The organism is Sphingomonas sp. GW821-FHT10F09, from assembly GCF_058809195.1.
The window spans coordinates 57,383-71,162 of sequence record NZ_JBXASI010000002.1; the positions used below are offsets into that span (position 1 = coordinate 57,383).

Here is a 13,780-nt window from a genome sequence, read left to right on the forward strand (position 1 = left end):
GATAGCCGCGCTCTGTGCGGATCGTGCGCACCCTTGCCCCTTGACCGGACCCCGCCATCGCGTGTGAGGACGGCCGCCGCATGACCGACACACCTCTCGCCCTCGGCCTCGATTTCGGCACCACCAATTCCGTCGCCGCCCTCGCGCGCGGCGACACCGCCGATCTCGTGATGCTCGACGCCCCCGACGGCCCGGACCCGGTATTCCGCTCCGCGCTCTGCTTCTGGGACGATGCCGGGCTGCAATCCGAGGCGGGGCCCTGGGCGATCCGCGAATATCTCGACTTTCCGGAGGGCAGCCGCTTCATCCAGTCGTTCAAGTCGGTCGCCGCCAGCGCCAGCTTCGAACATGCCACCGTGTTCGACCGGCGGATGCGGTTCGAGGATATCGGGCGGCTGTTCGTCGCGAAGATGGCCGCCCGCGCCGGCGGCGCGCTCGACGGCCGCGCCCGCCGGGTGATCGTCGGCCGCCCGGTCGCCTATGCCGGCGCCCACCCGGACGAGGCGCTCGCCCGCACCCGCTACGACGCGGTGTTCGGCGCGCTGGGGGCGGAGGTCCATTACGTCTACGAACCCGTCGGCGCCGCGTTCAGCTATGCCGCGCGGCTGACCGACGCCGCGACGATCCTCGTCGCCGATTTCGGCGGCGGCACCAGCGATTTCTCCGTGGTGCGCGTCGACGTGCCGGGCGCAGGCCAGCGCTGCACGCCGCTGGGGCATGCCGGCGTGGGCATCGCCGGCGACCGGTTCGACCAGCGTATCGTCGACCGGCTGGTCATGCCGCTGCTCGGCAAGGGCGGCTCCTACCGTTCGTTCGACAAGGTGCTGGAGATCCCCGGCGGCTATTTCACCGATTTCGCCGACTGGTCGCGCCTCGCGCTGATGCGCAACCGCAAGACGCTGGCCGCGCTCGACAAGCTGCGCCGGTCCGCGCTCGATCCCGATGCGATCGGGCGGATGATCGCGGTGATCGAGCAGGAGGCGGGCTACAGCCTGTACGACGCGGTCGGCCGGCTGAAGCGCGCGCTGTCGCAGGCGGAGGTCGCGCAGTTCCGCTTCGACGGCGCCGGCCTGTCGATCGCGGCGGAGGTGACGCGCGCCGAGTTCGAGGCGTGGATCGCCCCCGATATCGTCCGTATTGAGGCCGCGGTCGATCAGGCGCTGGCGGCGGCGGGCGTCGCGGCGGCGGAGATCGACCGCGTCTTCCTGACCGGCGGCACCTCGCTCACCCCGCGCATCCGCCGCCTGTTCGACGACCGCTTCGGCGCGGACCGGATCGCGACCGGCGGCGAGCTGACCTCGATCGCGCACGGCCTCGCGCTGATCGGCACGCAGGACGACGTCGCCGCCTGGGCGAGCTGAAACGCGTGTGCGCCCGCACGCCGTGTGGGCATTGCTTGCGCCCGCACGCCGGCTAAGAATTGCGTGCGTCCGCACGCCGGCGAAGGATTGAGTGCGTCCGCACTCGGGCCTAGCATCGGTCATCCTCTCTGCCGGAGATCGTCATGCGCCGTTCCTTGATGCTGTTGCCCCTGCTCGCCCTGCTCTCGGTCGGGGTCCATGCGCAGCAGCAGACCGCGCCGGCGGGCGGCGACATCCCGGCGAAGTTCACGCTGGTCGACACCGCCAACGATTACATCAAGCGCGAAGTCATGATCCCGATGCGCGACGGGACCAAACTCTACACCGTCATCGTCATTCCCAAGGCGGCGACCAACGCGCCGATCGTGCTGACCCGCACGCCCTATAACGCCAAGGGCCGCGCCAGCCGCAGCACCAGCGCGTCGATGCTCGCGACGCTGCCGCTCGCCGACGAGGCGTTCGTCAAGGGCGGCTATATCCGCGTCTATCAGGACGTCCGCGGCAAATACGGGTCGGAAGGGGACTATGTCGTCACCCGCCCGGTGATTGGGCCGCTCAATCCGACCAAGGTCGATCACGTCACCGATGCCTATGACACGATCGACTGGCTGGTGAACAAGGCGAACCTGCCGCAGTCGAACGGTCGCGTCGGCATGATCGGGTCGAGCTACGAGGGCTTCACCGTCGTCATGGCGCTGCTGAATCCGCATCCCGCGCTCAAGGTCGCCGCGCCCGAATCGCCGATGATCGACGGCTGGATGGGCGACGACTGGTTCCATTACGGCGCCTTCCGCCTCGCCAACATCGCCTGGCTCGGCGGGCAGACCGGCTACAAGGGCGGCGGCACCGTGCCGCCGACCGGCGGCTGGGACGATTACGACAATTTCCGCGAGGTCGGCTCGGCCGGCGACTGGGCGAAGAAGTCGGGCTACGACCAATTGCCCTACTGGACCCGCATGTCGCAGCATCCCGCCTATGACGGCTTCTGGTCGGGGCAGGCGCTCGACAAGCTGCTTGCGGCGAACCCGTCCAACGTTCCCACGATCTGGGAACAGGGATTGTGGGATCAGGAGGACATGTACGGCGCGATCACCGCATGGGAGGCGCTGAAGGCCAAGGGCAAGACCGGCAACAACTTCCTCGTCATGGGCCCGTGGCGGCACAGCCAGATCAACCGCGACGGCCGCAGCCTCGGCCCGTTCCAGTGGGACGGCGACACCGCCGCGCAGTTCCGCGAACAGATGGTGCTGCCGCTGTTCGACCAGTATCTCAAGGACGGCCCGGCCGCGAACCTGCCGCAGGCGGCGATCTACAACACCGGCGAGAACCATTGGGACCGGCTGGCGAACTGGCCGCTCGCCTGCGAAAGCGGCTGCGCGGCGCCGCTGAAGCCGATCTACCTGCAGGCCGACGGCGGCCTCGGCTTCGCCAAGGGCGGTGCCGGCGGCGACAGCTATGTCGCCGATCCCGCCAAGCCCGTCCCGCACCTGCCGCGCCCGGTGAACTTCGGCGACGGCCGCTGGGGCGACTGGCTGGTCAGCGACCAGCGCCATGCCGATGGCCGCCCCGACGTGATGACCTACACCACGCCGGTGCTGACGCAGGCGATGCGCGTCTCCGGCGCGCCGATCGCCGATCTTTATGCGACGACGACCGGCACCGACGGTGATTTCGTCGTCAAGGTGATCGACGTCTATCCGGCCGAGAATGCGAGCGATCCCAAGATGGGCGGCTACCAGCTGCCGATCAGCCTCGACATCTTCCGCGGCCGTTACCGCGACAGCTTCGCGACGCCGCGCGCGATCCCCGCGAATAAGGTCCAGCATTACAAATTCCGCCTGCCGACGGTGAACCACGTCTTCCAGCCCGGCCATCGCGTCATGGTGCAGGTCCAGTCGAGCCTGTTCCCGCTCTACGACCGCAATCCGCAGACCTATGTGCCGAACATCTTCTTCGCCAAGCCGGGGGATTACCGGAAGGCGACGGTGACGCTGAAGCGCGGCGGCGCCACCCCGAGCGCGGTGCTGTTGCCGGTGGTGCCGGTGGAGCAGCCGTAGGCGCGGTAGGGCGCGCCCGGCGGCTGTGGATCGCAGCCGCCGCAACGTGCCGATATTGCACGCGGATCACGGCGGGCTGTCCTACAAGGTCCGCCGCCGGTACCACGGCAGCCGATACAGGCTCTTTCTCAGACGTGGTCCTCGACCGCCCCGGCCCTCCCCACCCTGCGCCGCCGTCTATCCCTCTCTGGACGGCAGAGGGGGGGGGCGGGCGCGAAACGCCGGTCATGCGAGGGTGAGTCCTCCAGGCGTTCGATGCAGATACTGAAACGATCGAGCTGAATTGTTTCCGTTTAGGTGTTCATGTTGCCCATGTTGTCCATGTCGGACCCGGCCGTCACGCACGCGCCACCGGCAGCGTCACGACGACATGCGCGCCGCGCTCGGCATCGGCCAGCGCGATCCGCCCGCCGCCGGCTTCCAGCAACGACCGTGCGATGCCCAGCCCCAGCCCCGATCCTCCCACCGCGCGCCGCGTCGTGAAGAAGGGTTCGAACACCCGGTCGCGATCCCCCGGTGCCACGCCCGGCCCGTCGTCGGTGACGTGGATCACCACGCCCCCCGCCGTCGTCTCGCCCCGGATGCAGACCTGCCGCGCGCCCGCTTGCCGCGCATTGTCGAACAGCGTCGCCAGCGCATTCTCGATCGTCGCGGCGGGCAGCGCGACGCGCGGCGGCGGCGCATTCCATCCGACCGCGATGCCGAAGGCCTCGCCGCGACAGGCATCCGCGATCCGCGCCACCACCGGCACCGGATCGACCGCATCGTCCACCGGCGCCGCCATGTCGGCGCGCGCCAGTTCGAGCAGCCGCGTCACCAGCAACGCCAGCCGGTCCGCATCCGCATCGGCATTGGCGAGGAAGCGGTGGCGGTCGCCCGCCGCCATGTCGGGATGATCTTGCAACAGCTCGATCGCGCCGCGGATGCCGGCGAGCGGCGTCTTGAATTCGTGGCTGACCGCATAGGCGAAATCGCGCAGGTAGCGCGACCGGTGCTCGATCGCCGCGGTCATCACCGCGAAATCGGCATAGAGCCCCTGGATCTCGATCGCCGCGGTGGTCGGCACCTCCGGCACGCTGCCGCGCCCACTCGCGACCGCGCGCGTCGCCTGCCCCAGCCGCTCGATCGGCCGGGTGATCCCGCGCGAGATCACACCGCTCAGCAGCACCAGCAACGCGAAGATCGCGGCGATGCCGATCGCGATCTTGCCGCGGTCGGCGTACAATCCGCGGAACAGCGCCCGCGCCGATCGCGACAGCAGCAGCACGCCGACGACGCGCCCGTCGACCACGATCGGCCGCGCATGATGGACGCGGATCGCCGCCGCGCGCGACAGCCATTCGAAGCTGTAGACGGCGCGATAGGCGCGGTTGCGGCGCAGCACCGTCGCCGGCGCCCCGCGCAGCGCCGCCGCCACCTCGGGCAGCGTCGCATAGCCGCCGCGCCGGCCGTTGCCCGCGACGATCCGGCCCCGCCGGTCGAGCAGCAGGATGCTGGCGAGCGTCGTCATCTGCGTCGCGCGCAGTACCGGCGCCAGCCGCGGCGCCGCCGCCGCGGCATCGGCGGCGATCAGCGCGGCGGGGGTCGCGGCGGGGCGTTCCGGCAGGATCGGCGTCAGGCTCAGGTCGACGCCGTCGCCGGGCGGCACGATCCGCTGCGGATAGAGCGCGCCCCCGGTCGCCCCCGGCCAGTCCGCCGCCGCCGCCGCCGCCAGCGCCGCGCCCTGCGCGACCAGCTCCGCCTCGGTCTGGCGCACCAGCGTGTTCTCGTAGACGCGCAGGAACACCGCGCCGAACCCCGGCAGCGCCGCGACGAGGAACAGCGTCGCGAACAGGATCGTGCGCAGCCGCAGCCGCGGCCAGTGGCGCTTGGCCCAATCCTTCACGCGCCCGTACATGCCCCCAGCCGATAGCCGATCCCCGGCCGCGTCTCGATCAGGTCGGCGGCGCCGGCGGTGGCGAATTTGTGGCGCAGGTTGCGGATATGGCTGTCGATCGTTCGGTCGGTGATCGCGAAGCCCGGCCCGTGCAGCCGGTCGATGATCGCATCGCGGCTGAACACCTTGGCAGGCATCGAGGCGAGCAGCCGGAGGATCGAGAATTCGGTGACGGTCAGCGTCACCTCCCGGCCCTCCCACAGCGCGCGCCAGCCCTCAAGGTCCAGCCGCAGCCGGCCATGCTCCAGCCCGCGCCCGTCCTCGACCACCGGCGGCCGCGCGGCGGTGCGGCGCAGGATCGCCATCACCCGCGCCACCACCTCGCGCGGCGAGAAGGGCTTCACCACATAATCGTCCGCGCCCAGCTCGATGCCGAGCACGCGGTCGATCTCGTCGTCGCGGCTCGACAGGAACAGGATCGGCACGTCGCCCTCTGCGCCCTTGGCCGCGCGGAGCCGGCGGCAGACCTCCAGTCCGTCCATCCGCGGCATGTTGATGTCGAGGATGACCAGATTGGGGCCGTGCCGTTCGGCGAGCGCCAGCCCCGCCTCGCCATCCTCCGCCTCGAGCGTGTCGAGCCCCGCCTTGCCGAGCGCGAACACCAGCAGCTGGCGGATATGGGGATCGTCGTCGACGACGAGGACGGTGCGCGGCATCGGGCACAGGATCATCGTTGCGCCGCCTTAGTCAATGGCCATACCGGCGGCGGCACGATGCTGCCGTCGCATCCCCGCCCGTTGTCGGCGCGGCGCACCTGTGGCGGGCGGCGTCCCGTCATGCCCTCGACCGCCGCGAGGCGACGCGCGTTGCGCCCCGACCAGCTGCGCCAGTCGGCCTGCAATGCAGTCGTCTCTGCCTGCGCCTGCCAGCGCAGATAGGTCAACCGGTCGCGCAGTCCCGCATCCTTGGCATGGCGTTCCAGCCGGGCCAGGGCGACCAGTCCCGACGGGCCGAGCCGCGCCAGATAGCACAGGTCGAGTGGCGGCCCGGCGCGACCCTTGTCGAGCGCGACGTCCGCATTCCACGCTGCGGCGGTCGCCCCGAGATCGACCACGCTCGCCCCGCCCAGCACCAGCGCCGCGGCGAGGGCATTGGCGTTGACCAGCCACGCCGCTGACCGGCCGCGCAGCAGCCGCCACAGGATCAGCGCCAGCCCGGTCGCGACCAGCGCCATCCACGCCAGCGCCGCCAGCCGAAGCCCGGTCATCGCATAGGCCGCGATATAATCGACCAGCCGCAACGCGCTGGAGGCGACGAGCAGCAGGTTCTGCGCGATCCACAGCGTCACCAGCCGCCGCACCGTCGGGCTCGCCGCGCCGCTGCCGCCGGGGCGCAGGGTCACCAGCACGAACAGCGCCGCCAGCAGGGCGGTGACGATCAGCGCATAGGCGCCGCGATGCGCGTAATCGGCCATCGTGACGCCAGCGGGCAGCGGCGCGCCGCTCCAAAGGAACAGGATGTCGAGCAGGTTCTGCACGGCGAAGATCGCATTGAACGTCGCCAGCGACAGCACCAGCGTCGCGACGCCCAGGTCGAAGCGCGCGATGGCCCCCGGCGTCGCGAACCGTTCGCCGATCCGGGGCGACAGCCGCGGCCGCAGCGTCGCCCAGACTGCGGTCAGCATCACCGCCGCCAGCATGGTCCGCCAGATCACGTCGGTCAGGTCGGGCAGCGCGATGCGGCCGAAGGCGTCGCCGATCAGCGGATTGGCATTGGCGAACAACGTCAGGAACAATGCGCCGCCGACCACGGGCACGACCAGCATCGCCGCGCCGGCGCGTACGCCGCCGTGCCGCGTCCGCCGCCGCGCCGCCGCGCTCCACGCCAGATCGCGCCACGGCAACCCCAGCCCGACCACCGCATGCCAGCCGAGCCGCTGCGCCCATCGCAGCGCATCGTCGAACCGCCGCCCGGGCAGCAGCGCGGCGAGTGAGATCGCGATCCAGCCAAGCAGCAGCGCGAGCGGATTGGGATCGTCGATCAGCACCAGCGCGAACCCCGCCGCCGCGACCAGTGCAATCCGCGCCGCCGGCGTCCGCCGTACGACCGGCCGCGTGATCGCGAGCACCGCCACCCAAATCAGCGCCAGCACGCCGATCGTGCCGCCGATCTCGCTGCCGGTCGAAAAGATCCCCTCCGCCACCAGCGTCACCGCGATCGCCGCGGCCAATTTGGCGGCCAGCGGCATGGCCGGGCGTGGCCCGTTCGTCGTCGTCATCGCATCCATCCTCCGGTGTCCGGGGACGATGGATGCACGCCCCCGGTGCGGGGAGAAGCGCGGGGCCGGTGTCCGCTCCGGCAAGCTTCGGTGCAGATTCCGTGCAGGCCGCGGCCTGCGTGCCGCGCGACGTCAGTCCGGCGTCGTCGCGCGCTTCGCCGATCCGTCGCGCAGCGCCCAGCGCAGGACCGATCCGATCCCGGCCATGCCCGCGCGCACCGCCGGCCGGTGGACTGCGGGGCGTTCCAGCCCATGCATGAGCGCCGCCCAGTCGGGCAGCAGGTCGATGCCGCCCTCCATCAGCAATTTCTGCGCGGGCGCCATCGCGCGGCTGGCGGGCTGCTGGTGCAACAGCGCGCGGGCGACCTCGCGCGTGCGGTGATCGGCGCGCAGCTGCGGCCGGACCGCGGCGAAATAGGCATCGACCGCGGCGCGCGTCCTCGGCACGCCGGTCGCGCCCAGTTTCTCCGCGACGACGGCATATTCGGCCAGATAGCGGTCCTGCTCCGCCGCCGGATAGGCCGGGTCGCGATAGCGGCGGTGCGCGGCGAGGAAGCTCGCCACCTCGGCGACATGGACCCAGGTCAGCAGGTCGGGATCGTTGGCGCTGTACGGCGTGCCGTCGGGCAGGGTACCGGCGACGCGGTCGTGGATGCCGCGCACCTTGGCGATCAGCGTCTCGGCGGTCGCGGTCGCGCCATAGGTGGTGCCGGAGATGAACTGCGCCGTCCGGCGCAGCCGCCCCAGCATGTCACGGCGGAAATTGCTGTGGTCCCACACCCCCGCCAGCGCGCCCGGATGCAGCATCTGAAGCAACAGCGCGGCGACGCCGCCCGCCATCATCGCGGTGAAGTCGCCGTGGACGACCCATGCCGCCGATCCCGGCCCGAACAGGCCGTCGTCGCCCGGTGGTCGCCGCAGATCGACGGCGCCGTCGCCGAAGCCGACCAGCCGATGCACTTGTCCCTGGATCGTATCGCGAATGTCGCCCATGCTGCCGGTCTCATATAGCCTCACGGCGAAACCAGTACAGGAGACGAAGGATGCGCCTGCTTGTATCGATGGTCGCGGCGGCCGTGATGACCACCGGCGTGCTGGCGCAGGACAAGGCGGCGCTGGCCGGTCCCGCGATCACCCGCGCGCTCGCCGACCGCGCCCGCGCCGATCAGGCCGGCGACGACGCCCGGCGCCAGGCGGCGGCCGTGCTCGCCTTCGCCGGCGTGCGACCGGGCGACACCGTCGTCGATTACCTGCCGGGCAGCGGCTATTGGACGCGCATCCTCACCGGCATCGTCGGGCCGAAGGGTAGGGTCTATGCGCTGTGGCCGGCGGCGGGCGCGAAATATGCCGGAAAAAGCCTGCCGGCGCTGAAGGCCCGCGGCCTCGCCAACGTGACGGCGGAGGTGCAGGCGACCGACCTGCCGACGGCGCCGCAGCCGGCCGACCTGTTCTGGACCGTGCAGAATTATCACGACATTCCCAACAAGGGCGCGGGCGAGCCGGCGTTGCGGGCGTTCGACGCGGCGGTGTTCAAACTGTTGAAGAGGGGCGGCACTTATGTGGTGATCGATCACGCCGACAGGGCCGGGTCCGGCCTGTCCGGCACCGACACCACGCACCGCATCGATCCCGCCGCGGTCCGCCGCCAGGTCGAGGCGGCCGGCTTCCGCTTCGTCGGCGCGAGCACGGTGCTCGCCAATCCCGCCGACGACCATAGCAAGGCCGTGTTCGACCCCGCCATCCGCGGCAAGACCGACCAGTTCGTCCTCAAATTCCGCAAGCCGTAAGAGCGGCGAACCTCTCGCCCGTGCAATGCGTTACCCGGTTTCGATCGGGAGACATGCCAGTGCCGTCATTGACCACGACCCTCGCCGCCGGCGTCGCCGGCGGGCTCGTCGCCAGCCTCGCCATGAACCTCTTTCAGCGCGTCGCGGCGCCGGCATTCGGACAGGGGGGCAGCAACGACGATCCCGCCACGGTGAAGGCGGCGGACAGCGCCAAGCGGCTCGTCACCGGCGAGGCGGTTACCCAGAAACATCGCGAAACCGCGGGCAGCCTCGTCCATTACGCGACCGGCGCGGCGCTGGGGGCCGGCTATGCGCTGGCGGCGCGGCGCTGGCCGCAGACCACCGCCGGGTTCGGCCTCGCCTATGGCGTGGCGATCGCGACCCTGCTCGACGATGCGGCGGTGCCGGCGTTCGGCTGGGGACCGGCGCCGACCGATACGCCGCCGGCGACGCACGCTTATGGGCTGGTGAGCCACGCGGTGTTCGGACTGGCGCTGGAAGGCGCGCGGCGCGCGATCGAGGCCGCGCTGGACTGATCTGTCAGGTCAGCGACGCGCGCAGGGTCGCCCGCACGCCGCGCTCGCGCGGTTCGTATTCGATCATCGACTGCAGGCTCTGCGCCATCGCCCGGATCAGCTTGGTGCCGAGGCCGGTTCCCTTGGGCGCCGCCTCGGCCGCCATGCCGCAGCCGTCATCCTCGACTGCTAGCAGGAACACGTCCTCGCCCTCCAGCGCCAGCATCACCCGGATCTCGCCGCCCGCGCCCGTGGGATAGGCGTATTTGCAGGCGTTGGTGACGAGCTCGGTGACGATCACGCCGAGCGACACCGCCTTGTCGGTCGGCAGCCGGATTGGCTCGGCGGCGAGCCGCAGGCTGTGCGGCGCGGAATCGCACGACAGCGTTTCGGTCAGCTCCTCGATCAGCGAGCCGAGATAGTCGCGCATGTCGACGCTCTCGACGTCGTTCGCCGAATAAAGCCGGCGATGCACCTGCGCGATCGCGCCGATCCGCCGCTGCGTGTCGTCCAGCGCGGCGCGCGCGGTCGGGTCGGCGAGCGCACCCGCCTGCAACCGCACCATCGCCGACACCAGCTGCAGCGAATTGGCGACGCGGTGGTTCACCTCGCCCAGCAGCGCCTCGAGCCGCGCATTGCTGGCGCGCAGGTCTTCCTCCGCCCGCGCCTTCTCGCGCGCCAGACGGCTGCGATCGAGCACCTGCTCGAAACTCGCGGTGAGCAGGTCGAAGAAATCATCGCCGACCGTCTTCACGACGTAATCCGCCGCGCCCGCCTTCAGCGCCGCCACCGCGATCCGGCCCTCGTCCGACCCGGTGACGTAGACGACGGGCGGCGGCGCGGGCAGCGCGCCAAGCTGCTCCAGCGTCTCCAGCCCGTCCATCCCCGGCATGTAATGGTCGACCGCGACGAGGTCGAACGGCTGCGACGCGGCGAGCAAGACGCCCTCGCTGCCGCCCTCCGCGGTCGTCACGCGATAGCCGCGGCGGGCGAGCGCGCGCGCCGCCAGCCGGCGGATGCCGTCGTCGTCGTCGATGTAGAGTACGCTGGGGAGGGCTGGATCGGTCAGGATCAGTGTTCCTCGACTTCCGGCACCTGGATCACCGACAGGAACAGGCCGAGCTGGCGGATCGCCTGCGCGAAGCTTTCGTAGTTCACCGGCTTGGTGATGTAGACGTTGCAGCCGAGATCGTAGCAGCGCTGGATCTCGATCTTGTCGTCGGTGGTGGTCAGCACGACGACCGGCGTGCGCTTCAGCGGGCTGCCCTCAGCCTTGATCTGCGCGAGGATGTCGGTGCCGCTCATGTCGGGCAGGTTGAGGTCGAGCAGCACCAGCGCCGGGCCGTTTTTCGCCGGGCCGTCCGACGCCTCGAACAGATGGTGCAGCGCCTGCGTGCCGTCGGTGAAGTGCCGGATGTCGTTGAGGATGCCGGCACGGCGGATGTTCTTCTCGATCAGCCGCGCATGGCCCTCGTCGTCCTCGATCATGACGATGCCGACGGATTGATGGGCGTTCATGCGGTGCTGTCCTGATTCTCGTAGGTCTTGGGAAGGTTGAGGCGGAAGGTCGATCCGCGCCCCGGTTCGCTGTCGACGTCGATCGTGCCGCCGAGACGATAGGCGAGCGCCCGGACGTGCGCCAGCCCGATGCCCTCGCCCGGCTGGTCCTGCTGGCCAGACCGGCGGAACAGGTCGAAGATGCGCTGGTGATCGCGCGGATCGATGCCGCGGCCGTTGTCGGCGACCGACAGGATCACGCGGCCGCGCCGTTCCTCGCCGGACACGTGGATCGTGCCGGGGCGGCCGGGTTGCAGGTATTTGGTCGCATTCTCGATCAGGTTCGACAGGATCTGTTCGAGCGCCACCCGGTCGGTGACCACGCCCGGGATCGGCCGGCCGATGGTCAGCGTCACGCCGCGGTCGTCGAGCAGGTGCCGGATCGACCCGGCGATCGTGTCCGCGACGGTGGCGGGGTCGATCGCCTCGGGCGTGATGATGCGACGGCCCTCGCGCGACAGCTTGAGGATGGCGTTGATGAGCCGGTCCATCTTCTGTGCCGAGGTGCGGATGAAGCCGACCGCCTCGGGCAGGTCCTCGCGCACCGCCAGCCGCGCATCCTCGCTGACGATATGCGGGCATTCCGCCTCCGCCCGGTCGAGCAGCTCGCCGAGGGGCGCGGTGGCGGCGGCGAGTTCGGCGGTGAAGCCCATCACGTTGACCAGCGGCGAGCGCAGGTCGTGGCTGACGATATAGGCGAAGCGCTGGATTTCCTCGTTGGCGCGGCTGAGGTCGGCGGTACGCTCGTGCACCGTTTCCTCCAGCCGCTCGTTGAAGTCGCGCAGCGAGTCGCGCGATCCGGCAAGGTCGCGGGTGTAGCGCATCACGGTCAGCAGCGAGGCGAGCGCGACCAGCACCAGCAGCACCGCGGCGACCGCCAGGATGACGTAGAAGACGCGCACGCTCGCCTGCTGCGCCGCATCGCGCTCGGCGAGCAGCCGGCGCTCCTCGGTCGCCATTCGCTCGAACGCGTCGCGGATCGTCATCAGCCGGCGCACGCTCGCCTCGGCGCGGAACAGCGCGGCCGCGGTCTCGATCCGCCCGGCGTCGATCAGCGCGATCGTGCGCGCGCGCTGGACCAGCAGATCTGTGATCTCGCCGCGGAGGATGCGCAGCGTCGCGACCTGCTGCGGATTGTCGCGCGTCAACCGCTGCAACCGCCCCAGCGCCCCCGGCAGCGCCGCCGCCCAGCGACGATAGGCGTCGCGATATTCGGTGTTGCCGGTCAGCAGATAGCCGCGCCGCGACGCCTCGCCCTGTTCGATCAGCCGGCGGGCGTTGCTGACCGACAGCTCCACCTCATAAGTGTGGTTGACCCAGCGGGTGTGGTCCGCGTTGCGTCCCGTCGCCCAGCCCGCGGCGATGCCGGTCGCGACCAGTGCGAGGAAGCCGAGCGCCATAAACGCCACCAGCACGCGGCCGAAGCGGCCTTCCGATACGACCAGCGGATTGGTGACGGTGGTGAGCACGGCGTGGCCTTACGGCAGGGCGTGGCGTTATGCCAGCGATGCCGCGCGGCAGCGCGAGGACCGGTCCTACAGCAGCAGTTCCTGCGGATTGCTCCGCCCGACCGCGCCGCCGCCGCTGCGCCGGTCCATCTCGGCATTGGCGGTGAAGCGGATGTCGGGATCACGGTCGGTCAGGAACGCCATCAGGCTTTCGTGATCGAGCTCGCTCCACGCCTTGCCGCGATGCGGGCCGTAGCGCACGCGCGGGATCAGCCCGGGGTCGCGCGACCATTCGAGCAATTGCGCGACGCCCGCCTCGTTCAGCTGGTCGCGCAGGTGGTGCGCGGTGACATAGGCGTCGGGAAAGGCGCGATGGACGGGCAGGCCGCGGCTCTGCTCCAGCCCCTCGGGCTTGCGCCAGTAGCGCAGCACCTGGTTGGAGAAGCTCGGGCTGTCCGGCCACAGTCGCAGCGCGCATTTCCACGTGCAGATCCAGTCCGCGCCATGGGTCAGGTTGGCGGTGCAGAATTGCTGTTCGAAATCCGCCCGATGCGCGGCAAGCGCGACCCGGCGCGGATAGGGATCGAGCACGCGCCGCGCGACGTCGTGCCACCACGGCGCGTCGGCGACATCCTTGTCGAGGATATGGTGGATCGCCTGGGTGATCGGCGGGATCGCACGGCCGGGATTGACCAGAATCGATCCGCCCTCGCCCTCCAGCTCCCAGCGGTCGCCCTTCAGCGCGACGTCCTGCCAGCCGATCTCGCACACCCCGTGCGCGGGCGGCGCGCTGCCGGTGGTTTCGAGGTCGATGACGCGGATGATCTGGGGGAGGGGACGCATTGACGGGTAAATGGGGGCTGGCGGGCGATTCCGCCAGCACAGAGTCGGCCGGTGCGGG

The 13,780-nt window shown here is 70.6% G+C and carries 12 protein-coding genes; 4 read left to right on the top strand and 8 right to left on the bottom strand.

Going from position 1 to position 13,780, the window contains the following annotated elements:
* The first annotated feature begins 80 nt into the window (after window positions 1-80).
* Window positions 81-1,361 carry an Hsp70 family protein gene (locus AC1RTO_RS08240; protein ID WP_493160398.1) on the top strand — a complete coding sequence of 427 codons (1,281 nt, stop codon included), beginning with the start codon at window positions 81-83 and terminating at the stop codon, window positions 1,359-1,361.
* A 143-nt stretch (window positions 1,362-1,504) separates the two neighbouring features.
* The gene (locus tag AC1RTO_RS08245; RefSeq protein WP_493160399.1) at window positions 1,505-3,418 is read left to right on the top strand and encodes a CocE/NonD family hydrolase; all 1,914 of its coding nucleotides are present in this window, start codon (window positions 1,505-1,507) and stop codon (window positions 3,416-3,418) included.
* A gap of 337 nt (window positions 3,419-3,755) precedes the next feature.
* On the opposite strand, the gene AC1RTO_RS08250 is transcribed toward AC1RTO_RS08245, so the two are convergent.
* From AC1RTO_RS08250 to AC1RTO_RS08265, 4 genes are all read right to left on the bottom strand, one after another.
* The gene (locus tag AC1RTO_RS08250) at window positions 3,756-5,315 is read right to left on the bottom strand and encodes a sensor histidine kinase (protein WP_493160400.1); all 1,560 of its coding nucleotides are present in this window, start codon (window positions 5,313-5,315) and stop codon (window positions 3,756-3,758) included.
* A complete protein-coding gene (locus AC1RTO_RS08255) occupies window positions 5,300-6,025 on the bottom strand; it encodes a response regulator transcription factor (RefSeq protein WP_493160401.1) in 726 nt (241 codons plus the stop codon). Before AC1RTO_RS08255 ends, AC1RTO_RS08250 begins: the two co-directional genes overlap by 16 nt.
* Window positions 6,022-7,572, bottom strand: a complete 1,551-nt coding sequence (locus AC1RTO_RS08260; protein WP_493160402.1) for a DUF4153 domain-containing protein — start codon at window positions 7,570-7,572, stop codon at window positions 6,022-6,024. Before AC1RTO_RS08260 ends, AC1RTO_RS08255 begins: the two co-directional genes overlap by 4 nt.
* Window positions 7,573-7,704: 132 nt before the next feature.
* A complete protein-coding gene (locus AC1RTO_RS08265) occupies window positions 7,705-8,565 on the bottom strand; it encodes an oxygenase MpaB family protein (protein WP_493160403.1) in 861 nt (286 codons plus the stop codon).
* A 50-nt stretch (window positions 8,566-8,615) separates the two neighbouring features.
* Here AC1RTO_RS08265 and AC1RTO_RS08270 point away from each other — a divergent pair, with 50 nt between their 5' ends.
* Window positions 8,616-9,359 carry a class I SAM-dependent methyltransferase gene (locus tag AC1RTO_RS08270; RefSeq protein ID WP_493160404.1) on the top strand — a complete coding sequence of 248 codons (744 nt, stop codon included), beginning with the start codon at window positions 8,616-8,618 and terminating at the stop codon, window positions 9,357-9,359.
* A 59-nt stretch (window positions 9,360-9,418) separates the two neighbouring features.
* Window positions 9,419-9,895: a DUF1440 domain-containing protein gene (locus AC1RTO_RS08275; RefSeq protein WP_493160405.1), complete on the top strand. Its 477-nt coding sequence runs from the start codon at window positions 9,419-9,421 to the stop codon at window positions 9,893-9,895.
* Window positions 9,896-9,899: 4 nt separating this feature from the next.
* On the opposite strand, the gene AC1RTO_RS08280 is transcribed toward AC1RTO_RS08275, so the two are convergent.
* The 4 genes from AC1RTO_RS08280 to AC1RTO_RS08295 all read right to left on the bottom strand — a co-directional run bounded on the left by AC1RTO_RS08280 (window position 9,900) and on the right by AC1RTO_RS08295 (window position 13,722).
* Window positions 9,900-10,943, bottom strand: a complete 1,044-nt coding sequence (locus tag AC1RTO_RS08280; RefSeq protein ID WP_493160826.1) for a histidine kinase dimerization/phosphoacceptor domain -containing protein — start codon at window positions 10,941-10,943, stop codon at window positions 9,900-9,902.
* A gap of 2 nt (window positions 10,944-10,945) precedes the next feature.
* Window positions 10,946-11,392, bottom strand: coding sequence for a response regulator (locus AC1RTO_RS08285; RefSeq protein ID WP_293874565.1), 447 nt, complete (start codon window positions 11,390-11,392; stop codon window positions 10,946-10,948).
* The gene (locus AC1RTO_RS08290; RefSeq protein ID WP_493160827.1) at window positions 11,389-12,831 is read right to left on the bottom strand and encodes a sensor histidine kinase; all 1,443 of its coding nucleotides are present in this window, start codon (window positions 12,829-12,831) and stop codon (window positions 11,389-11,391) included. The genes AC1RTO_RS08285 and AC1RTO_RS08290 overlap by 4 nt, the downstream gene beginning before the upstream one ends.
* Before the next feature lie 135 nt (window positions 12,832-12,966).
* The gene (locus AC1RTO_RS08295) at window positions 12,967-13,722 is read right to left on the bottom strand and encodes an exonuclease domain-containing protein (RefSeq protein WP_493160406.1); all 756 of its coding nucleotides are present in this window, start codon (window positions 13,720-13,722) and stop codon (window positions 12,967-12,969) included.
* Window positions 13,723-13,780: the final 58 nt, after the last annotated feature.